This window comes from Paracoccus sp. SSK6 (assembly GCF_039770665.1).
Classification (GTDB): Bacteria; Pseudomonadota; Alphaproteobacteria; order Rhodobacterales; family Rhodobacteraceae; genus Paracoccus.
The window spans coordinates 1-21,251 of record NZ_JBDPNJ010000026.1; the positions used below are offsets into that span (position 1 = coordinate 1).

The 21,251-nt window shown below is 63.8% G+C and carries 20 protein-coding genes and 4 pseudogenes; 15 read left to right on the forward strand and 9 right to left on the reverse strand.

All coding sequences use genetic code 11. From position 1 onward, the window contains the following. Positions 1-175: 175 nt before the first annotated feature. Positions 176-352, forward strand: coding sequence for a hypothetical protein (locus AAIL68_RS13930; RefSeq protein WP_347140377.1), 177 nt, complete (start codon positions 176-178; stop codon positions 350-352). A gap of 195 nt (positions 353-547) precedes the next feature. Here AAIL68_RS13930 and AAIL68_RS13935 read toward each other — a convergent pair whose 3' ends face one another. Next, positions 548-913, reverse strand: a complete 366-nt coding sequence (locus AAIL68_RS13935) for a helix-turn-helix domain-containing protein (RefSeq protein WP_347140378.1) — start codon at positions 911-913, stop codon at positions 548-550. A gap of 90 nt (positions 914-1,003) precedes the next feature. Here AAIL68_RS13935 and AAIL68_RS13940 point away from each other — a divergent pair, with 90 nt between their 5' ends. The 4 genes and pseudogenes from AAIL68_RS13940 to AAIL68_RS13955 all read left to right on the forward strand — a co-directional run bounded on the left by AAIL68_RS13940 (position 1,004) and on the right by AAIL68_RS13955 (position 4,969). Beyond that, a complete protein-coding gene (locus AAIL68_RS13940) occupies positions 1,004-1,852 on the forward strand; it encodes an SDR family oxidoreductase (protein ID WP_347140379.1) in 849 nt (282 codons plus the stop codon). A gap of 58 nt (positions 1,853-1,910) precedes the next feature. After that, positions 1,911-2,380, forward strand: a pseudogene (locus AAIL68_RS13945) (IS5 family transposase); the annotation flags it as partial. A 60-nt stretch (positions 2,381-2,440) separates the two neighbouring features. Further along, positions 2,441-3,665 (forward strand): annotated as a pseudogene (locus tag AAIL68_RS13950) (IS3 family transposase). A 359-nt stretch (positions 3,666-4,024) separates the two neighbouring features. Further along, positions 4,025-4,969 (forward strand): BMP family protein, encoded by a 945-nt coding sequence (locus tag AAIL68_RS13955; RefSeq protein ID WP_347140380.1) that lies wholly within the window; start codon positions 4,025-4,027, stop codon positions 4,967-4,969. A 158-nt stretch (positions 4,970-5,127) separates the two neighbouring features. Here the strand turns inward: AAIL68_RS13955 and AAIL68_RS13960 are convergent, their stop codons facing one another. The 3 genes from AAIL68_RS13960 to AAIL68_RS13970 all read right to left on the reverse strand — a co-directional run bounded on the left by AAIL68_RS13960 (position 5,128) and on the right by AAIL68_RS13970 (position 7,848). Next, the gene (locus AAIL68_RS13960) at positions 5,128-5,661 is read right to left on the reverse strand and encodes a DsbA family protein (RefSeq protein ID WP_347140381.1); all 534 of its coding nucleotides are present in this window, start codon (positions 5,659-5,661) and stop codon (positions 5,128-5,130) included. 160 nt (positions 5,662-5,821) lie between these two features. Beyond that, on the reverse strand, positions 5,822-7,174 hold the full coding sequence (locus AAIL68_RS13965; RefSeq protein WP_347140382.1) for an ATP-binding protein: 1,353 nt from the start codon (positions 7,172-7,174) through the stop codon (positions 5,822-5,824). Then, positions 7,174-7,848: a response regulator transcription factor gene (locus AAIL68_RS13970; protein WP_347140383.1), complete on the reverse strand. Its 675-nt coding sequence runs from the start codon at positions 7,846-7,848 to the stop codon at positions 7,174-7,176. The genes AAIL68_RS13965 and AAIL68_RS13970 overlap by 1 nt, the downstream gene beginning before the upstream one ends. Positions 7,849-7,950: 102 nt before the next feature. Between AAIL68_RS13970 and dsbD the strand changes: the two genes are divergently transcribed. From dsbD to AAIL68_RS13995, 5 genes are read left to right on the forward strand one after another with little or no spacing between them, the layout of a single operon-like run. Beyond that, complete coding sequence (dsbD, locus tag AAIL68_RS13975; protein WP_347140384.1) at positions 7,951-9,750, forward strand: protein-disulfide reductase DsbD; 1,800 nt, start codon at positions 7,951-7,953, stop codon at positions 9,748-9,750. Then, complete coding sequence (locus AAIL68_RS13980; RefSeq protein ID WP_347140385.1) at positions 9,747-10,565, forward strand: TlpA disulfide reductase family protein; 819 nt, start codon at positions 9,747-9,749, stop codon at positions 10,563-10,565. The genes dsbD and AAIL68_RS13980 overlap by 4 nt, the downstream gene beginning before the upstream one ends. Continuing rightward, a complete protein-coding gene (locus tag AAIL68_RS13985; RefSeq protein WP_347140386.1) occupies positions 10,562-11,299 on the forward strand; it encodes a L,D-transpeptidase in 738 nt (245 codons plus the stop codon). Before AAIL68_RS13980 ends, AAIL68_RS13985 begins: the two co-directional genes overlap by 4 nt. Further along, the gene (locus tag AAIL68_RS13990; RefSeq protein ID WP_347140387.1) at positions 11,296-11,934 is read left to right on the forward strand and encodes a DsbA family protein; all 639 of its coding nucleotides are present in this window, start codon (positions 11,296-11,298) and stop codon (positions 11,932-11,934) included. Before AAIL68_RS13985 ends, AAIL68_RS13990 begins: the two co-directional genes overlap by 4 nt. 30 nt (positions 11,935-11,964) lie before the next feature. Continuing rightward, entirely contained in the window at positions 11,965-12,510 is a 546-nt protein-coding gene (locus tag AAIL68_RS13995) for a L,D-transpeptidase (RefSeq protein WP_347140388.1), read from the forward strand. 35 nt (positions 12,511-12,545) lie between these two features. Here the strand turns inward: AAIL68_RS13995 and AAIL68_RS14000 are convergent, their stop codons facing one another. After that, positions 12,546-12,809: a metalloregulator ArsR/SmtB family transcription factor gene (locus AAIL68_RS14000; RefSeq protein WP_347140389.1), complete on the reverse strand. Its 264-nt coding sequence runs from the start codon at positions 12,807-12,809 to the stop codon at positions 12,546-12,548. A 135-nt stretch (positions 12,810-12,944) separates the two neighbouring features. Here AAIL68_RS14000 and AAIL68_RS14005 point away from each other — a divergent pair, with 135 nt between their 5' ends. From AAIL68_RS14005 to sulP, 5 genes and pseudogenes are all read left to right on the forward strand, one after another. Further along, entirely contained in the window at positions 12,945-13,391 is a 447-nt protein-coding gene (locus tag AAIL68_RS14005) for a hypothetical protein (RefSeq protein ID WP_103174134.1), read from the forward strand. Continuing rightward, complete coding sequence (locus AAIL68_RS14010) at positions 13,391-13,831, forward strand: DUF6691 family protein (protein WP_347140390.1); 441 nt, start codon at positions 13,391-13,393, stop codon at positions 13,829-13,831. The genes AAIL68_RS14005 and AAIL68_RS14010 overlap by 1 nt, the downstream gene beginning before the upstream one ends. Further along, a pseudogene (locus tag AAIL68_RS14015) lies at positions 13,828-14,742 on the forward strand (MBL fold metallo-hydrolase); the annotation flags it as partial. The gene AAIL68_RS14010 and the pseudogene AAIL68_RS14015, both read left to right, overlap by 4 nt. Positions 14,743-14,769: 27 nt before the next feature. Continuing rightward, positions 14,770-15,141: a rhodanese-like domain-containing protein gene (locus AAIL68_RS14020; RefSeq protein WP_347140412.1), complete on the forward strand. Its 372-nt coding sequence runs from the start codon at positions 14,770-14,772 to the stop codon at positions 15,139-15,141. 3 nt (positions 15,142-15,144) lie between these two features. After that, complete coding sequence (sulP, locus tag AAIL68_RS14025; RefSeq protein ID WP_347140391.1) at positions 15,145-16,902, forward strand: sulfate permease; 1,758 nt, start codon at positions 15,145-15,147, stop codon at positions 16,900-16,902. 84 nt (positions 16,903-16,986) lie between these two features. On the opposite strand, the gene AAIL68_RS14030 is transcribed toward sulP, so the two are convergent. The 4 genes and pseudogenes from AAIL68_RS14030 to soxB all read right to left on the reverse strand — a co-directional run bounded on the left by AAIL68_RS14030 (position 16,987) and on the right by soxB (position 21,192). After that, a complete protein-coding gene (locus AAIL68_RS14030) occupies positions 16,987-17,379 on the reverse strand; it encodes a pseudoazurin (protein WP_347140413.1) in 393 nt (130 codons plus the stop codon). A gap of 156 nt (positions 17,380-17,535) precedes the next feature. Beyond that, positions 17,536-18,231 (reverse strand): annotated as a pseudogene (locus AAIL68_RS14035) (cytochrome c); the annotation flags it as partial. Continuing rightward, complete coding sequence (gene soxC / locus AAIL68_RS14040; protein ID WP_347140392.1) at positions 18,215-19,486, reverse strand: sulfite dehydrogenase; 1,272 nt, start codon at positions 19,484-19,486, stop codon at positions 18,215-18,217. The gene soxC and the pseudogene AAIL68_RS14035, both read right to left, overlap by 17 nt. Positions 19,487-19,500: 14 nt before the next feature. Further along, positions 19,501-21,192, reverse strand: coding sequence for a thiosulfohydrolase SoxB (gene soxB, locus AAIL68_RS14045; RefSeq protein ID WP_347140393.1), 1,692 nt, complete (start codon positions 21,190-21,192; stop codon positions 19,501-19,503). Positions 21,193-21,251: the final 59 nt, after the last annotated feature.

Sequence of the window (21,251 nt, forward strand, 5' to 3'; positions counted from 1 at the left end):
AGTGGACGACTTTTACGCCGCCCGCAGCAGCTCCATGCCGCCGCTTCCGTGGCCTAATTTCTCACTGCCGTTCTCAAAAAGCCGGGGGCGCAGACGACCAAGACCCCGCCCCCGGATTACTCTAAAAAACAGGGGAAGCAGGCACATGCCACAACAACCTAAAGATGAGCAAGGTTTGAGCGCGGAACCGATCGAAGCCTTGCGGGCCTATCGCGACCAGCATGGCCGACACTGGAAAAGCCGCCTGCTGGCCGAATGGCTATCCTCGACGGGCGACGAAGGGCCGGAGCTTCGCCAGGTCCGCAACACCTTTGGCCCGTCCTGGCTGCTGAACTATCGCCTGCCCGACTGACATTCCCATTCCTTCAGCGACGAAGGTTCACTTGGCCCCGCCCCCGCGCGGGGCTTCTTTATTGGGGGCCTTGGTGTCAAGCTTCGTTTCCAGCTACGAAGCCATGGCAGCTTTGCAGACAAAGCTGTCGATAAGAGGGGCACTCACATCCAAGGAGAGCTTGACCACCGCTTCGCGAATTCTATCTCGCCGTCTTTAGGGCTTTAGCCAGTTGGCTGATATTTTCGGCAGGTTGGTCTCAATCCAGTCGGCCAGCAGCCGAACACGCTCGGCTGCTTCCACGCCAAGCGGTGTCAGCGAATATTCCACATGCGGCGGCACTACGTCATAAGGGGTTCGCAGGACAAGACCATCGGCTTCCAGCCATTGTAGGGTCTGCGCCAGCATCCGTTCACTTACGCCGCCGATGGCCCGCTTCAATTCGCTGAACCGGTATGTCTTTCCTTCAAGGGCGATCAGCACAAGAACGCCCCATCGGCTTGTCATATGCTTGAGAACCTCGCGAGAGGGGCAAGCTGCAGACATCAGATCACCCCGGCGGACCTTGTCGGATAACGTCATGTGGGCACCCATACTAACATCAACGTAAGTACTTACGAAAAGTAAGCGATGTCTCTACATGCGATTCATCGAAACTGAAAGGACAGAACGATGACCATCGCAGTGACGGGATCGACCGGCCAGCTTGGCCGCCTGGTGATCGCCGCCTTGAGAGAGAAGGTTCCAGCTTCCGAGATCGTGGCCTTGGCCCGCAATGCGGCAAAGGCGGCGGACCTGGGCGTGACGGTGCGCGAGGCCGATTACGGATCGGTCGAGCGTCTGAAAGCGGCCTTGCAAGGGGTGGACACCCTTCTGCTGATCTCATCCAGCGAAGTCGGTCAGCGTGCGGCCCAGCATCGCAACGTCATCCAAGCGGCGCAGGCTGCAGGCGTTTCGCGCATTGTCTACACAAGCCTGCTGCATGCCGACACCTCGCCCTTGAGCCTTGCGGATGAGCACAGGGACACGGAAGCGGCTCTCAAGGCGGCTGGCCTGCGATACACCATCCTGCGCAATGGCTGGTATACCGAGAACTATACCGGCTCCATTCCCGCTGCCCTGGCGAATGGCGCCTTTGTCGGCAGTGCTGGCGCAGGGCGCATTTCGTCAGCGTCCCGCGCAGACTATGCCCAGGCGGCGGCAGAGGTCGTGACCGGAGAGGACCATGACGGCAAGGTTTATGAACTTGCTGGCGACAGCAGCTACACGCTGGCCGATCTTGCGGCCGAACTCTCGCGCCAGACCGGCAAGGATATTCCCTACAAGGATCTTCCAGAGGCGGAGTATGCGGGCATTCTGAAAAGCGTCGGCCTGCCTGAAGGCTTGGCTAAAGCCATTGCCAGTTGGGATGTTGGGGCCTCGCAAGGCGCGCTGCATGACGAGGACAAGACGCTTTCTACACTGATCGGGCGTCCCACGCTCTCGCTCGGCGATGCGGTCGCACAAGCCTTGAGGTCGTGACTTAGAGGGCGTTTCAAAACCACTTGCAGGCGGATTCGTCCTGTTAGAGTAGCGGTTTATGTCTGCCATGCTTGTCTCTGACGGCCTTTGGGCCGTGATCGAACCTTTGTTGCCATCCACGTCTCGGTCCGCGAAAGGCGGGCGGCCTCGGGTCTGCGACCGGGCCGCTCTGGCCGGGATCATGTTTGTCCTGCAGAGCGGCATCCCCTGGCGGATGTTGCCCGCAGAGCTGGGCTGCGGCTCGGGCGTGACCTGTTGGCGAAGGCTCAGGGATTGGCAGTTGGCCGGTGTCTGGGATCAGTTGCATCAGGTCTTGCTGCGCCAGCTGCATCGCGCCGGTCATCTCGACTGGACCCGGGCCTGCATGGACAGCGCGTCCATCGCGGCGAAAAGGGGGGCGAAGTCACCGGCCCCAACCCCACCGATCGCGGGCGCCCTGGCACGAAGCGCCACATCGTCACCGACAGGCGAGGCATTCCCCTGACGGTGCGCCTCAGCGGCGCAAACGTCCATGACAGCAGGATGCTCGATCTGAACTGGCCCCCAATTCGACCGGACACTTGGGCATAACCATGGAGGCTTAGGCATATGCCTAAGCACGTGCTTATGTCAGAGATCGAAATCATCACCGATGGCGGCCGTCGGCGCCGTGGACTGCCGCCGAGAAGCTGCGGATCGTCGAGGAGACACTGGATGGACAGGCCAGCATCTCGGTCGTGGCGCGGCGCAATGGCGTAGCGCCAAACCTGTTGTATCGTTGGCGGCGTCTGATGCTGGAAGGGGGAAGCGTTGCGGTGACCGAAGACGACGATGTGACCAGCAATCGCGTGGTTCGCGAGATGGAAAGCCGCATCCGTGAACTTGAGCGCCAGCTTGGCCGCAAGACGCTGGAGGCAGAGATCTTGCGGGAAGCCCTGGACAAGTCACGGGTAAAAAAACCGACCTTGCTCGCGGGGTCGCCATTGAAGGGCGGTTTCCAGTGAAGGCGGTGGCCGAGATGTTGGGGGTTTCCCGCTCCAACCTGGTCAACCGGCTGCAGGGCAAAGCGAAGCCGCGGCGGCGCTACCATAAAGCGCAAGACGCGGCGTTGGTGCCGCTCATCACAGCACTCGTGGCGGCGCGGCCGACCTATGGCTACCGCCGCATCACCGCAATCCTGAACCGCCAACTGCGGTCGGAAGGCTTGGCGCCGTGCAATCACAAGCGCACCTACAGGATCATGAAAGCACACAACCTGCTGCTGGCCCGCAAGTATTGCGAGCGGCCGCAGCACATCCATGACGGCAAGGTCATCGTGATGCGCTCGAACCTCCGCTGGTGCAGCGACGGCTTTGAGTTCGCTTGCTGGAACGGCGACATCGTCCGCGGCGCCTTCATCATTGACGCTCATGATCGCGAGATCATCGCCTGGAGAGCAGTGGTCAATGCCGGGATCAGCGGGTCCGACATCCGCGACATCATGCTCGAAGCCGTGGAGCGGCGGTTCAAGGCACTGCGCGCGCCAGCGACAATCGAGATGCTGACCGACAATGGGCCGCCTTACATCGCAAAGGATACCCAGATCTTCGCCCGTCAACTCGGGCTGAAGCCCTGCTTCACGCCGATCCGCAGCCCGCAGAGCAACGGCATCTCGGAGGCATTCGTGAAGACGCTCAAGCGCGACTATGTTCAGGTGACGCCGCTGCCGAATGCCCAGACTGGGCTTGAGTTGATCGGAAGCTGGATCGAGGATTACAACGACAACCACCCGCACTCAGGGTTGAAGATGCGCTCGCCCCGCGAGTTCATTGCAGCTCAAATCGCAACAGCCTGAGTGTCCGGTGAAATGGGGGCAAGACCAGTCACCTGTGGCATTCAGAATTCCTGCATCGCTGCGTTTCTTCCTGCAGCAAGCGTAGGAGCCTTAAGGCAATCTTAAGAATGAGTACAAAGACGCGATCAGTGCCATCGGTTAGACCCAAAATTAGGAGCGGTCACCCGCTCCGTCCAGGGAAACATGTCCTGCCGAGCCACACCGCAGGCCGTGGTCGAACTCCCACCTTCAAAACCCGTGCTATACAGCATTAAGCAATAATGGGTCCGTGTTTCTGGACTTACAGTCCATGCTTGGCTGCACGTGGTCAGGGAGGAAAAGATATGATGAAGCTAGGATACGGAGCGATAGCGCTCCTTATGGCATCGACGGCGCATGCGCAGTCAGACAGCCTGTCCGTGGCCATGCTCTTGGCCGGCAACATCGAAGACAACGGCTTCATGGAGGCTGGCTACAACGGGTTGCTAAAGATCCAGGAAGAGTTCGACGCGAAGATCAGCTACATCGACAAGATAGAGCCGGAACCGGAGCAACTGGCTGCTGCACTGCGCCGTCTTGCCCAGGATGGGCCCGATATGGTGATTGCCCATGGAGGCCAGAACAACCAGGCCGCCCAGAAGGTCGCGGCCGAGTTTCCCGAGATCGAGTTCGTGGTCGTGCAGGGCAATGTCACCGGTCCCAACCTTTCGAGCTATGAGGTTCTTCAGGAAGAAAGCGCCTGGCTTGCGGGTGCCGCCGCTGGCCTGCTGACCGAGACGGACGTTGTCGGGCATATTTCGGGCATCCGCGTCACGCCGGGACTGAAGGGCCGCGGGGGTTTTTACAACGGGCTGATGCACACCAACCCGGACGCAAAGTTTCTGACGATCTTTGCTGGCAATCAGGACGACAATGAATTGTCCGAACGTGTGGCGAAGACCCAGATGGAGCAGGGCGCGGACTACATCTTCACCATGCTGAACGCCGGCCGCCAGGGTGCAACAGACGCAATGAGGGGGACCAGCACCAGGCAGTTCGGGAACGTGATCGACTGGACTACGGTGGAACCGGAAGTCTTTGCAGGCTCTGCAATTGCGGATGTCAGCATTCCCAGCGTCGAAGCTATGCGGGGCTACACCACGGGCAACTGGAAGCCGGGAGTCGTCAAGGCGATCGGGCTGGAAAACCCCACGGCCGTATCGCTGACACTGGCTGATGATGTCCCGGCAGAGGTTAAGTCACAGATCGAGGAACTGAAGCAGAAGATCATCCGAGACGAGATCGAGGTCTCGACAGAGTATGACGGGCCGGAAATGGCTCCTTGAGGAGACAACGACCGCGCGTTCCTGCTTCGCCCCCGGAAGGGGGCAGCTTGCTATTTTGCCTTCATGCGCGCAGGCATGACAAGACTGCGCGCGGCTTTCCTGTTTCGTTTCTCCTGCTTTGCGAGGGCACCTGTCATCCGCAGGCGCCGGTCTGAAGCTCACCCCATCGTTTCTCGTGCTCGCCGGACCAGGCCCTTCAGATCGTCCAGGCTGTATTTCCCAAAGGCACCCTCGTCGCCCGCGATGAAGGAAGGCGTGCCCATCAGACCCATGTGTTCGGCCAAGAGGAAGCTGTAGGTGATGTGGCGCTCCACACGTTCGGACTGGATGTCCTGCTCCAGACGGGTCCAGTCAATGCCAGCCTTTGCAGCCGCTTGGCGGGCGGTATCGGCATTGGCCTTGCCCTTGATCGAGAACAGGGCCTTGTGCATCTGCCAGTATCGGCCTTGGGAAAGCGAGGCGAGGGAAACCCGCGCAGCGTCTTCGGAGTCCGGCCCGAACACCGGCCATTCGCGGAAGACCACCCGCAGGTTCGGATCGGACAGGATCAGGCGATGGATCGGGTCGACCATCTCGCGGCAGAAGGGGCAGTTGTAGTCGAAGAACTCGGTCAGCGTCACGTCGCCGTTGGGATTGCCGAGGACGGGCGCCGTGGGATCACGCTCGAGCGCCTTCCGCAGATCCTCAGGCATGGGATTGTTCCGTTGCGCAAGCGCGACGGTGGGCAAGACCAGCAAACCGGTGCTGGCAACGAGGAAGTTTCGACGGTGCATGCATCATCCTTGAACCAAACGGCGCCATCTGGTGCGCCACGTCATGGAAGGTGGTTGGATCCCCAAGCTTAAGGGGAGCTTAAGAACAGGACCTTTCGTCAAGATCCGACAGCGGGAGGGCAATCGACATCTGCTGTCCTCCTGTTCCTTTACCCACCTCCAGATGTCCGCCCATGCGCTGAACGGCGGCGGCAACGATGGCAAGTCCCAGGCCGCTGCCATGAACCTCGCGGCCCGGACCGCGCCAGAACCGATCGGTGACGCGGTCGCGGTCCTCGGGCCGGATGCCGGGTCCCTGGTCGCGCACCTGGACTGTCACAGATGATCCGTCGCAAGTCGCGATCAGGCGGACAACCCCACCCGCGGGGGAATGCTGGATCGCGTTCTCGACCAGATTGCGCAGGGCGCTGTGAACCAGGATGCGGGACGCATAAAGCGGAGGAAGATTGTCAGCCTCGATCAGCAGGCGCACTTGGCGGGCATCGGCCTGATCATTGGCTTGATCGGCAACATCGGCAAGCAACTCCGCCATGTCCAGACGGTCGACCGAGGTCGCGTCCTGATCAATGGCCGTCAGGTCCAGAAGCTGGCGCACCATCCGGTCGGTTCGGTCGACCGAGGTGGCGATAGAAGCCAGGGCGCGGTCGCGTACCGCCGGATCGGCGGTCATTCGGGCAATTTGCGCATGAGTGCGCAACCCGGCCAAAGGGGTCTTCAGCTCATGGGCCGCAAAGGCGGTGAAGTCCCGCTCAGAGCGCCGGACATTCTCGAGACGATGGAACAGGCTGTTCAGCGCCCGGCGGACGGGGCGGATCTCCCGCGGATCCCGGCCTTCCGGCAAGGGGCGCAAATCGTCGGGCTGGCGTTGGCGCAGGGCGCTTTCCAGATGCGCCAGCGGTGCAAGGCCGCGCCCGACGCTGATCCAGATCAGCAGGGCAAGTGCGGGAAAGATCACCGCCAGCGGCCAGAGAAGCCCTTGCACCACGTCGCTCACCAGACGGTCACGCACCTCCATCCGGTCGCCGACCATGACGCGGACCCCCACGTCGGGATTGAGCACGGTGAAGACCCGCCACGGCTCGCCGTCGATCTGGGTGGTGGCAAAGCCCTCGTCGTCGGAAAGCCTTGCATCCGGCGCGCCCGAGGATGCGCCCAGCAGATCCCCCTGCAGCGACCAGATCTGGCAGGACAGCTGGCGCGAGTATCCGCCGTCACTTGGCAGGGCAATCGTGGCCCCGGCCGCCGCGTCGTTCAGCGCAATTCGGCGGTCGGCCATGAGCGAGCTGACCATATTGGCTGCCTCGGAGAGGCGGGCATCCAGCACACGCTCGACCTGGGCACGCGTCGAGATGTTGATCCAGAAGGCCGCCGACAGCCAGACCGCAGTGGTGGCCAGCGTCAGGATCAGGATGAGGCGAAGACGGATCGACATCAGCCCGCCTTTGCGCCGGACACCGGCATGCAGTAACCGAGACCGCGCACCGTCTCGATCACCTCGCGGCCGAGCTTGGCGCGCAGGTAATGGATATGCACCTCGACCGTATTGCTTTCCACGTCCTCCTGCCAGCCGTAGAGGCGTTCCTCGAGTTGCGTGCGGGAGAGGATGCGCCCCGGACGCTCTGCCAGGGCATGCAGTATGGCGAACTCGCGCCGCGACAGGCGCAGGAGCTGGCCCTCCCGGGTTGCCGTCATCGCCGCGGGGTCCAGTTCCAGCCCGTTCCAGTGCAGGACGGGTGTGGCGCGTCCGCCTTGCCGGCGCAGCATGGCGCGGATCCGTGCGGCCAGTTCATCCAGGTCAAAGGGCTTGCCCAAGTAGTCGTCAGCACCCGTGTCCAACCCGGCGACCCGGTCGCGCACGTGGTCCCGCGCCGTCAGCAGCAACACCGGCAACGTGTTCCCGCCCGCCCGCATCTCGGCCAAGAGATCGGTGCCCAAGCCATCGGGCAGCATGATGTCGAGCACCATGCCGCCGAACTCGCTATGGTCCAAGGCTTCGCGGGCATCGGCAAGTGTCGCAACCGCATCGACGGTAAAACCCGACAAGCCGAGACCCACCTGCAGGCCCTCGGACAGCACCGGGTCATCTTCCACGATCAAGAGCCGCATGGGCATCCTTTCCTGTTCCTCGAGGCCGGATGTGGCGGGGCAAGCTTAAGACTGGCTTAAGCTGACCTCCTTAGCCGCAACACCATGATGATACGAATCCTCTTGGCGGCACTCACCGCATGGACCATGGCGACAGGGGCGGCACGTGCAGAGCCCGGCCCGCCGCTCGACCCGGTCGAAGCTTTTGTCCTCACAATCACACCCGCCCCCTCAGGCGATCTGCAGGTCTCCTGGGACGTGCAACCAGGCTACTATCTTTATCGCAGCAAGATTGCCGCAGAGGCGCCAAACGGCACGTCCCTGCCCCTCACCCTGCCCGATGGTGAAGTCTATGACGATCCGTGGATGGGCCGCGACGAGATTTACCGAACGCCGTTAACCATCACCATCCCCGATCCGCAGGGCCCGGCGGTGCTGCACTGGCAGGGCTGCCAGCAGGACGGCATCTGCTATGCCCCCCAACAAGCGGTGTTGGAAGCCGACGGGACAATCAGGACAGAGGAGGCTGCAGAGGACGATCCCTTTGGCTCCTGGCAAGCCGATGGCGGTGCTGAGCAAGCATCCGGTTCGTCGGCTGATGACACCAATACACCCCAGCAGACAGGTCTGACCCTTGCGGAGGACCGTGGCCTTGTCGCGGACCTGGAAGGCCGTGGCGGCGTCCTGCTGGTCTTCGCAGGCTTCTTCGGCTTCGGGCTGTTGCTGTCGCTGACGCCCTGCGTGCTGCCGATGGTGCCGATTGTTTCCGGGATGCTGACCCGGCAGGGACAGGGGCTGACCGCAGGACGCGGACTGGCCCTCACGGGTGCCTATGTCTTCGCGATGGCCACGGCCTTCGGCCTGCTGGGCATCGTGGCAGCCTGGTCGGGCGCGAACCTGCAGGCGGTGCTGCAATCGCCGGCGGCGATCGGTCTCATCGCGGCAATCTTCGTGGTGCTGGCGCTGTCGATGTTCGGCCTCTTCGAACTGCAGATGCCCGCGGCCTGGCAGGCACGGCTGTCGCGGGGAACGAGTGCAACCAGTTCCTTGGGCGGCGCGGCGATGCTCGGCTTCGGCTCGGCGCTGATCGTGGGGCCTTGCGTGACCGCGCCACTGGCTGGCGCGCTGATCTATATCGCCCAGACCGGGGATGTCGCCCTAGGCGCGGCCGCGCTGTTCGCCCTGGGGCTGGGCCAAGGTGTGCCGCTGCTGGCTGTTGGCGTCTTCGGCCCGCAGATCCTGCCCCGCCGTGGCGCCTGGATGGAGCGGGTGAAGATCGTCTTCGGCGTCGTCTTTCTGGCCATGGCAATCTGGTTGGCGGGGCGCATCCTGCCTGGACCGGTCATCCTGCTCCTGTGGTCGGTGCTGCTCACCGGCTGCGGCGTGGCCATGGGTGCCCTGGACCGTCTGGGGCCAGATGCGTCGCGGACGGCACGCGCCGCTGCGGGAACAGGACTGCTTCTGGTCTTTGCCGGCCTGATCCAGGGCATCGGCGCCGCACTGGGGGCCGATGATCCGACCCGTCCCCTGGCACCCCTGGCCGGACGCACGACACAAGCGGTCGCCGAACTCGTGCCGTTCCAGACCGTGACGAGCCCGACTGCCCTGGAAACTGCTCTGGATGGAACACAGCCCGCCCTGATCTACGTCACGGCCGACTGGTGCGTGACCTGCCGCGCGATCGAGCGCGGGGCCATGTCGGACCCCGAGGTGGCAGCCGCGCTCAGCGATCTGGCCCGCATCAAGGTCGATGTGAGCGACTTCAATGCCGAGGCTCAGGCAGTGATGAAGACCCTCGCCGCCGCCGGTCCCCCGACGATGATCTTTGTCGATGCGGCCGGGACCGAGGCACAGGGCAGCCGACTGATCGGCGATGTGGATACAGCGGATCTGCTGGCCTCCATCGCGCAGGTGGCCCGATGAACGCTGTTGCCCTTGGTCCCTTCGTCTTCGACGCCTCACGCCTGGCAGCAATCGTGGCTGTCCTGTTGTTCCTGGCCGTGAGCAAGATCGCGGCCCGCACCAAGCGCTACGCTGGTCATGCTGGGGCTGTCGAGGCCTGGGCCGGCTGGGCCATCCTGGCTTGGATCCTGGGCGCACGGCTGGGGTTCGTCCTGAGTCATGCCAGCGACTTTGCTGCCGCGCCGCTCGACGCATTGAAGCTGTGGCAGGGCGGTTATTCTGCCCGCGCCGGCTGGATTGCGGCGGGCGCGGTCCTGGCGGTCGCCTTTCTCAAGGGCCGGGGCGCGGTTCTCCGGCCTTTGCTGGTCGCGGCTGCCCTTACGGCCATGGCTCATCAGGCGATCACCGCGGCCCTGCCGCGTCCGCAGATGCGCCTGCCGGTGATGGAGCTTCTGGCCCTGGACGGCAGCCCTGTCCAACTGGCCGGACGGGACCGGGTGACGGTGATCAATCTCTGGGCAACATGGTGCCCGCCCTGCCGCCGCGAGATGCCGATGATGACATCCCTGGCCGCCGAGATGCCCGAGGTGTCCTTCATCTTCGCCAACCAGGGCGAAGGTGCAGATCACATCCTGGCTTTCCTGGCGGCCGGGAGCCTGCCTCCGGATGGGATGCTGCGCGACCCGCGCGGGCATCTGATGAGCCGTCTGCGGGCGGTGGGCCTGCCCTCGACCCTGGTCTTCGATGCGACGGGCGCCCTTGTCGCTGCACAGACCGGTGAGATCTCGGGTCCCGCCCTGCGCACCATGATCGACACTGCAAAGGACCAAGGATGACACAATTGCTCAAGGCGCTCCTCATCGGGACGGCGCTGCTGGCGCTTGCGGCCTGCGAGACCCCGGCGCCTGCCCTGGCCGCACCGCTCCCTGCCCCGGCGCCGGCTCCTGTCAGCGCGGAAACGGCTGCCATGTATGCCGCCAGGCCTGATGGGGACCTGACCGTCCCGGCCATTCCCGCGCATCTGCTGAGCGAGGAAAAGGCACGGCAGATTGTGGATTACTGGACCAATGAGCCGGTCGGCACGATCATCGTCGATCCCCATGCCAAGCGGCTCTACCAGGTCCGGCCCGGCAACAAGGCCATGCGCTATACCGTGGGCGTCGGGGCGGCCGGCTACGGCTTTACCGGAGAGGCGCATATTCCCTATCAGCGCGCCTGGCCCCGCTGGACCCCCACCGACAGCATGCTGGCCGAGAACCCCGAACACTACGGTCCCTCGAAAGATGGCGTGGATGGCGGGCTGGCAAACCCGATGGGTGCCCGCGCGCTCTACATCCACAACAGCGGCGGCGACACCTTCTACCGCATCCACGGCACGCCCGATCCCCAGTCGATCGGCACGGCCAGCTCGGCCGGCTGCATTCGCCTCTTCAACCAGGACATCATCCACCTGGCCGAGAACACCGACAGCATGACCAGGGTCGTGGTCCTGACCCAGGCACAGTCGGGACAGGGCACCACGCGGCCCCCGGTAGATCAGACCAAACAGACCTCCGGAGACCCCGCATGACCCTTCACCGCAGAGCCCTTCTGGCCTCCGCCGGCCTCGGCGCCGTTCTGACCACCCTTGGCGGCCTGACCTGGACCCTGTTGCGCCAGCCAGCCGATGGCAACGAGCTGACCCTTGATGACGTCCTTTACGATCCCGATCAGCCGGTGCTGGGCAATCCGGGAGGCGATGTGACCGTTGTCGAGTTTTTCGACTACCAGTGCCCCTTCTGCAAGCGCGGCCATGCTGACCTGATGGCCGAGGTGGAGGCCGACGGCAATCTCCGTTTGGTGATGAAGGACTGGCCGATCTTTGGCGGGGCTTCGGTCCTCGCCTCGCAGCTGGTGCTGGGCGCGGTGGAGGAAGGAGCCCACGCTGCGGCGCAGGCCGCCCTGATGGCCACGCCCGCACGCCTCTCGGAGGACGATGTCCGCGACACCCTGACCGCAGCAGGGCTCGATCCCGCAGCCATGCTGGCCGCCTACCGGCAGGACCGCGAGAGATGGGACGGATTGATGGCCCGCAACAGCCGGCAGGCCGCAGCGCTTGGCCTGCAAGGCACCCCCGCCTTCATCATCGGCCAAAATCTTCTGCCCGGCGCCCTCGACCGCAACCGCCTGCGCGCAGCCATTGCTGCAACCCGCGGCAGCGCCTGATCCCCGTTCACACCCCAGAAGGAGCAGACCATGACCAACATATCCCGCCGCACCCTCGGCCTGATCGCTCTCGGAGGGCTTGCCGCCCCCAGCCTGGTGCGCGCGCAAGCCGGACCTGCCCGCAACATGAGCAGCTTCGCCATGCAGCACTGGCAAGATCACTTCGAGGAACTGGGCCTGGGCGCGATTGTCGCCGACACCACCTCGCGCGCACTGCATTTCTGGTCGGGCGATGGACAAACCTACCGGACCTATCCGACCTCGGTGCCCATTTCCGAGGAACTGACCAAGCGCGGCTATACCGAGATCGTGCGCAAGAAGGAGGGACCGAGCTGGACCCCTACGGCCTCCATGATGGAACGCTTTCCCCATTATCGCCCTATGGGGCCTGGACCGGACAATCCTTTGGGCACGCACGCCATGTATCTCTCCTGGCCGGCCTACCTGATCCACGGCACCCATGACACGCGCAAGATCGGCCGGCTGTCCTCGGACGGCTGCATCGGACTTTACAACGAGAAGATCGAGGAGCTCTTCGGCCTGTGTCCGGTCGGCACCCAGGTCCGGATCATCTGACGGCTCGGCAGGCGGGGCCGAAAGGCCCCGATGCATCACAGATCCTTGCAGAAGGCCTCGTAGAGCGCGGCCATCAGCACCTCCAGATCGGGATCGGAGATGCGGTAAAAGATGGTCTGGCTTTCGCGGCGGGTGTCGACCATCTCGGCCTCGCGCAGCTTGGCCAGGTGCTGGCTTAGCGCGGATTGGCTCAGGCCGACGGCCTGCTGCAGCGCACCGACCGAGCGTTCGCCCTTGCTCAGTTCGCACAGGATCAGCAGCCGCTTGGCGTTTGCGACAAGCGCAAGTCGCCCGGCCACGTGATCAGCGCGCTCCTGCAGGGCACGGGTCGCTTTATGGAGATCTATTATATTATCATTGACTGATTTAGACATACTTAATATATAGGCCATAACGGCGGCTGGGGCAAGCTGCTTTGATGAAGGAGAACACCAATGGAGATTGGGATCGAAACCGCCTTCACCCCCTGGGCATCCTTGCTGGGCGGAATGCTGATCGGGTTGAGCGCGGTGATGGTGATGGGGCTCTTTGGCCGCATCGCGGGGATTGCCGGCATCACCCAGGGTGCCTTGGCGCTGCCCGGCGCGGCGAAGGACCGTGACTGGCGATGGGCCTTCCTCGCGGGCCTGGTTCTGGCGCCGCTGGCGGTGATGGCTGTGGGCGGGACTGTTGCGCAGACGGTGCCGGAGAACCTGCCCGGCATGGCCGTGGCGGGGCTTCTGGTGGGCATGGGCACGGCACTCGGCTCGGGCTGCACCTCGGGGCACGGGGTCTGCGGGCTGGCGCGGCTTTCGGGTCGGTCGCTGGCGGCGGTCGTGACGTTCATGGCGGCGGGCTTTGCCACCGTTTTCGTGCTGCGCCATATCCTGGGGGGTGCGTGATGCGGGTGCTGTGGGGCTTTCTGTCGGGTCTGGTCTTCGGGCTGGGGCTGGTGATCTCGGGCATGGCCGACCCGACCAAGGTGCTGAATTTCTTGGACCTGGCCGGCACCTGGGACCCCAGCCTTGCCTTCGTCATGGGCGGAGCCACCCTGACCGCGTTTGTAGGCTACCGTCTGGTCTGGCGGCGCAAAGCGCCGGTGCTGGACCGGACCTTCGACATCCCGAAGAACCGCGCCATCGACCGGCCCCTGCTGGCCGGAGCGGCACTCTTCGGCATCGGCTGGGGGATCGGCGGCTTCTGCCCCGGCCCGGCCTTCACCGCCCTGCCCCTGCTGGCGCCGGGCACGCTGATCTTTCTGCCCGCGATGCTGGCAGGCCTGTGGCTGGGCGCCCAGGTCAAGGCAGGCAGTTCACTGCAAGGAAAAGGAGTGACGTCATGAGCAATTCCAGGCTGAAGGAGCGGGTCGTCCGCCATTCGCCCTCCACCGGTGCGGGCAGCCCCGATGTCTGGGGCATCTACGAGCCCGACACCGGATCGATCCAGTATGTCTGCGCCGATCCTGCAACGAAGAAGGCCGCGCTGATCGATGTGGTCTGGAACCTCGATCCCAAGAACTATCGCTTCTCGACCGAGAGCATGGATCAGGTGCTGGAGTTGGTGCGGCAGAACGGACTGCGGGTCGAATGGGTGCTGGACACGCATCCCCATGCCGACCATGTGATGGCCTCGGCGCTTTTGAAGGAGCGCACCGGCGCGTCCACGGCGATCGGCGACAAGGTCCATGACATCGCAGGGCTCTGGGCCGGGCTCTACAACCTGCCCGATGCCTTCGACCCCGCCCGGGACTTCGACCGCCTGTTCGCCCCTGGCGAGACCTTCCGCATCGGTGAGCTGGAGGCGCGGGTGATGCTCTCGCCCGGCCACACGCTGGGCTCGATCACCTATGTCTGCGGCGACGCAGCCTTTACCCATGACACGCTGATGCAGCCCGATGTCGGCACCTCGCGCGCGGACTTCCCCGGCGGCGATACTGAACAACTGTGGGACTCGATCCAGGCGATCCTGGCCCTGCCAAAGGACACGCGCCTGTTTGTCGGCCACGATTATGGCACTGATGACCGCGACAAGCCCGAATGGGAGGCGACTGTGGCCCAGCATCGCGCGGGCAACAAGCACGTCAAGGACGGCACCCGGCGTGAGGATTGGATTGCGCTGCGCGACACCCGCGATGCCACCCTGGCCCTGCCTGACCGGATCCTGGCCGCGCTGCAGATCAACCTGCGCGGCGGGCGCCTGCCCGCCCCCGAGGATGATGGCAACAGCTACGTCAAGATCCCCGTGAACCGCTTTCCCGCACCGCAGAAGAAGGCCAAGACCATGAAGGATCTGGTCGCCGAGGCGAAAGGCCGCGTGGCAACTGTTTCGCCCGAGCATGCCGCCACGAGCGAGGGCTCAGCCACACTGGTGCTTGACGTGCGCGAGCCGGGTGAACTCGAGACCCATGGGCGCGTGCCCGACGCCCTGCATGTTCCGCGCGGTCTGGTGGAAAGCCGCGCCGACGCCACCGCGCAGACGGCGGAAACGCGGCTCACCGACTTGCGCGACACGGGCTGCGTCCATGTCCTGTGCGGCTCAGGCGCCCGAGCGGCCCTGGCGGCAGACACCCTGCGCGCCATGGGCTACCAAGCCCGCGTGATCGAGGGCGGTTTCGAGGCCTGGAAGGCCAAGGGCCTTCCGGTCGAGACCTGAGCCATGGACAAGCTGGGCCGCTTCTTGCCAATTCTGCACTGGGGTCGAACCTATGACCGGCACGCCCTGACCAGCGACGCGGTGGCGGCGGTGATCGTGACGATCATGCTGATCCCGCAGTCGCTGGCCTATGCCATGCTGGCTGGCCTGCCGCCCGAGGCCGGGATCTATGCCTCGATCGCGCCCCTTGTCCTCTATGCGATCTTCGGCACCTCGCGGACGCTGGCCGTAGGCCCCGTGGCAGTCGTGTCGCTGATGACCGCCACCGCAGTCGGGCAGGTGGCGCAACAGGGCACGGCGGGATACGCGGCGGCGGCGCTGACGCTGGCGGCGCTGTCGGGACTGTTCCTGCTGGCGCTTGGGGGCCTTCGGCTGGGCTTTCTGGCCAACTTCCTCAGTCACCCGGTTATCGCGGGCTTCATCACGGCATCCGGCATCCTGATTGCGACAAGCCAGGTGAAGCATATCCTGGGGATCGAGGCGGGCGGCCATACCCTGGTCGAGATGATCCCCGACATCCTGGCCCACTTGGGGCAGACGAACCCGATGACCTTGACGATCGGCGTTCTTTCCACGGGCTTTCTGTTCTGGGTCCGGCGCGGGCTGAAGCCGTTTCTGCGACGGATGGGAGCCGGACCGTTGCTGGCGGACATGCTGGCCAAGACGGGCCCCGTCGCGGCCGTCGTGGTCACCACGCTGTCGGTCTGGGCCTTGGGCCTTGCCGATCGGGGCGTGGCGATCGTCGGTGCCGTGCCCCATGGCTTGCCACCGCTGAGAATGCCGGCCTTGGCCCCGGACCTGATCCGCCAGCTGGCTGCTCCGGCAATCCTGATCTCAATCATCGGCTTCGTCGAATCCATCTCGATCGCGCAAACCCTGGCTGCAAAGCGCCGCCAGCGCATTGACCCTGACCAGGAGCTGATTGGTCTGGGCATGGCCAACCTTGGGGCGGGCTTTACCGGCGGCTATCCGGTCACCGGGGGCTTTGCCCGCTCGGTCGTGAATTTCGACGCGGGGGCCGCGACTCCGGCCGCTGGTGTCTTTACCGCCGCAGGCCTGGCCATCGCCGCGCTGCTGCTGACCCCGCTGATCTATTTCCTGCCCACGGCAACCTTGGCCGCAACCATCATCGTGGCAGTGCTAAGCCTTGTCGATGTCGCGATCTTATCCAGAACGCTGCGCTATTCGCGTGCCGATTTCGCCGCCGTCGTCACCACGATCGTGCTGACCCTGGTCTGGGGCGTCGAGATCGGCATCGCATCGGGGGTGATCCTGTCGGTCGGCCTGCATCTCTACAAGACTTCCAGGCCCCACGTGGCCGAGGTCGGGCTGGTGCCGGGCACCAACCATTTTCGCAACGTGCTGCGACACGAGGTGACAACCGACCCCGCGGTGCTGACCCTGCGCGTTGATGAAAGCCTTTATTTCGTCAACGCCCGCTTTCTCGAGGATCTGATCCAGGATCGGATCGCCAAGCAGCCGGCGGTCGGCCATGTGGTGCTGATGTGTTCGGCCATGAACGAGATCGACTATTCCGCGCTCGAGAGCCTCGAGGCGATCAACCACCGCCTGAAGGAACTGGGCATCGGGTTGCACCTGTCCGAAGTGAAGGGTCCCGTCATGGACCGCCTGAAGAAGACCCACTTCCTGGACCACCTGAACGGTGAGGTCTTCCTGTCACAGTTCGACGCATGGACCACACTGGTGAGGCAAGACACGAAGATGACAAACCCGGCAGGCCTACGCGGGGTCTCCGGGTAAGTAATCCTCTTGCGATGATGGTCGAAGAAAACGCGGGCGCATCGCCTTCGCCCGCTTTCTCCGTTCACCGCGATCTTCAGGAGGTCATTCGATCTGGGCGATGGCTTCGTCCATCCGCTCGCGCGCTTTTTTCGACATCTTGGCGGATTTGGCGGCCTCAAGATTGGCTGCTTCATCGCCGACCTGGATCAGGCCCACCATGCCCATCGCGAAATGCGGCGTGCATTTGACACCGTAGAGTCCAGGCTCTGTCACCGTCAGGACGAATTCGTCGTTCACCTTGCTTTTGAACTTCTCGACGCCCTCGGGCAGGATTTCGGCGATGGACTCGACGTTGTGGCTTTTATCCGTGGGCACGAAGGTCACCGTATCGCCCGGCTCGACACGAACATAGGCCGGCTCGAAGACCATCATCCCGCTTTCACCCTTGTTCAGCATCTGCACTTGGTGATCGGCGGCAAGACCTGCTCCGGCCATGGCAAAAAAGGCCGCCGGAATGGCGAGGCATGAGAAATAGGTCATGGTTCTTCCTGTCTGGAGTTTGTGGTGGAGCGATCCGCGCCATCGCGGATCGCGACTGAGCCATAGGCATCAGAAGGGGGACCGCCGCGCCTCTCAGTCCAAAGTGGCTTCGGCAGGAGCATCCTCGGCCGCGTCATCCTCGTTGCCGGGCGTCACGTCCAGAATTGACGCGTGCATGGTGATTTCCACACTGTCCTTGCAGTTTTCCATGCAGGGCTCGGTCGAGAAGACGGGGTATTCGGTTTCCGCACGGTCATCTTCGATGAAGCCATCAGCATTGGGCATCTGGACCTCGGTGAAGTTCTCGTTTGACAGAACAAAATCGTCTTCCACAAGGCCGTTGGAGTAAAGCAGATAGGCCGTGATTGCGTAAGTATCGTCGGGCGTCAGGATCTGCGCGTTCCCGAATGGCATGGAGCGATGCACGTAGTCCCAGACCGTGGACAGATGGGGCCAGTAGCTGCCAATGGTCTTTTCAGGATCTTCCCGGTCCAGAGTGCCCTCGCCCCCTGACAGCGATGGCCAGTTGTCCAGGCCCTCGGCGAAGTCGCCATGGCAGGCGGCACATTGCTCCAGATAGATTTCCTCGCCCGTCATGACGTCTCCCGAGCCTTCGGGTAGACCAGTGCCGTCAGGGCTGACATCAAGGTTCCAGGCCGCGACCTCCTCGGGCAATGCGGGCCGTCCCAGCCCGAAAGGCTGGGCCGCCGCGGACGCGGCATCGGACGGTGCAACCTGCGTCTCGGCCGCGGCGGAACCTGCGGCCAGGATGATCAGCAGGGCTGCTGCTTTACGAGATTTCGACATTTTCCGCGCTTCCGTCTTTCTTGATCCACCATGTCTGGATACCGTTGTTGTGGTAAATCGAGTTCTCGCCCCGGATCTCGCGCAGGGCGTTCTTGGTGGGCTGCACGTAGCCGGTCTCGTCCACGGCGCGCGATTGCAGCAGCATCTCCTCGCCGTCCCAGACATGGTCCAGGTAGAACCGGGTCATCGCCTTGGGCACGCCCGGCTGGGCCAGCCGCGCCGTGGTCCAATTCTTGCCGCCATCGACCGACACGTCCACGCGGGTGATCGCCCCGCGCCCGGACCAGGCCAGCCCCGTGATGACCAGCGGACCGGGACCGTGCTTGATGCCGACCTGCGGACTGGGCGCAGTCACGACGGACTTGGCGTCCATGACCCAGGTCCACTTCCGCGAGATCCCGTTGGCCAGCGTGTCGGTGTATTTCGACGTCTCCTCGCGGCTCTCGACGGGACCAGCCGTCACCTCGATGCGGCGCAGCCACTTGACCCAGAGGTTTCCTTCCCAGCCCGGCACGACCAGGCGCGCGGGATAGCCGTGTTCCTTGCGCAGCGCCTCGCCATTGGCCTTGAAGGCGACCATCACGTCGTCCATTGCCTTCTCGATCGGGATTGACCGACCGTTGGATGAGGCGTCGGCGCCTTCGACGTAGATCCATTTGCCTTCAGGCCTGACGCCGACCTCGGCCAGCAAGGTCTTCAGGGAGACGCCGACATATTCCATGTTGTGGATCATGCCATGCGTGAACTGCGATCCGTTCAGCTGCGCGCCGGCCCATTCCATGCCGGTATTGGCGGCGCATTCGCAGAAATAGACGGCTTGGGTGCGGGGGAAGCGCTCCAGATCCTCGTAGGTGAAGACCAGCTCGCGATCTACCAGCCCGTTGATCATCAGGCGGTAGTCGGGCTTGGCCAGCTCGATTGCCCCGGAATGGTGGCGCTCGAAGGCGCAGCCCGCAGGGGTGATCGTGCCGTCCAGCTGATGGATCGGCGTAAAGTTGATCGAGCTGATCGTGTCCGCCGTCAGCCAGGACACGTTGCGGCGGATCACGTCCGATTCGAAATGAATGGGCAACCCGTAGGGCGTGGCGTCCACGCCGTCTCCGCTGTAGCGGGCCCAGTCCTGCACTTCGGTGATCAGCGGATCCGGCGCCCCCTGCCCGCGCGCGGCGGACACGGCTGCCGGAAGCGCGACGCTGGCGGCCAAGCCGGCGCGCATGAATGCCCGGCGGCTGGTCGTTCCCGGTCTGACGGTCATGCGAGCCAACTCCTTCATAGTCCCTTGACGGTAATGCTTGAAACGGGCGCGTCCTGCTGCGCGCCCCCTGCCTTGCGAATGTGGTCTTCGACCACGTCCCAGATCTGCAGCCCTTCGGTGCCCTCGTTGACTGATGCCCATCCGCCGACCACATAGCTGCGGGCAGGGTCTATCGGCGCGTCCTCGGCGATCAGCCGCAAGTCGGTGATGCGGCTGCCCATGGGCGCGGTCGGGTCGATCGTGTAGGCCAGACCGCCCACGCGGACCATGTCCCCGCCCTGCTGGTAATAGGGATCGGGGTTAAAGATGTTGTCGGCCACATCCTCCATGACGGTCTTCAGCGTCTCGCCGGTCATTTCCGTGCGATAGCACTCACCGTAGGTCATCGAGGTGACCGAATGGATATCCTCGCGGGTGATGTCGCCCGGCAGGACCGAGGCCCCCCAGCGAACACCCGGCGATAGCGCGATCTCGGCATCGCGTTCTTCCAGGATGGCGCGGCAGATCAGGTCGTCCCAGGTACCGTTGAAATTGCCGCGTCGATAAAGAAGCTGGTCGGTCTGACCAACCACGGCCTCCAGATCCGCCTTGTAGGGCGCGCGGACCTCCTCGATCAGCGATGCCATCTCGGTGTCGGGGGCAATCACGTCCGAGAAAACCGGGATCAGCTTGTGGCGAAAGCCTGTCATCCGGCCGCCTTGCACATCCAGATCGACCCGGCTGACGAACTTGCCGTGGCTGCCCGATGCGATGATGATCGTCTCACCCACCAGCACCGGCTCGGGGACGGCATCGTGGGTATGGCCTGACAGGATCACGTCGATGCCCTTTACCCGGCCCGCCATCTTGTGATCGACGTCAAAGCCGTTGTGCGACAGGCAGACGACCAGATCAACGTTTTGGGCGCGCAACTCGTCCACGACCTCCTGCATCCGCTCCTCGCGGATGCCGAAGCTGTATTCGGGGAACATCCATTTCGGGTTGGCAATCGGCAGATAGGGGAAGGCCTGACCAATCACGCCGACGGCCAGATCGCCCTTCTGGATGATCTTGTAGGGCTCGAACGCCGGCTCGTCCCACTCCACATCGTAGATGTTGGCGCCCAGGAAGGGGAAATTGCATTGCTCGATCAGCTCCTGAACCCGTTCGGTCCCGAAGGTGAATTCCCAATGGCTGGACATCGCCTCGACGCCCAGGAGGTTCTGGACCCGGACCATGTCCTCGCCCCGGGTCTTGAGGCTGGTATAGCTGCCGTGCCAGGTATCCCCACCATCCAGCAGGATCGCCTCTGGACGGCTGCCGCGGATCGCCTTCACGATGGTCGCGATGCGATCAAAGCCGCCCATCCGGCCATAGGTCTTGGCCAAGGCCTCGAAGTCGGGGTACGTCAGCGCATAGGCTTCGGGGCTGCCCGGTGCGATCCTGAACATCTTCTGAAAGGCTTCACCCACGACATGCGGGACGCGCCCGGCGGCTTCGCCCACGCCGATATTGGTATCGGGTTCGCGGAACCAGACGGGCCGCAGATGCGCATGCGCATCCGTGACGTGGATCAGCGTCAGGTTGCCGAAGTCGTCGAATTGCAGCAACTGGTCCTGCGTCAGCGCCTGCTGCGCCATTACCCGCGACCAGTTCGACATGCCCAACCCGGCAAGGATCGCTGATGTGGCCAGACCGGCCTGTAGAAATTCCCTGCGCGAAGCCACCGTTACCTCATAGTATTCAGATGTTTGCACATGTTGTGCGTGTGTGATCGGCCGTGGCT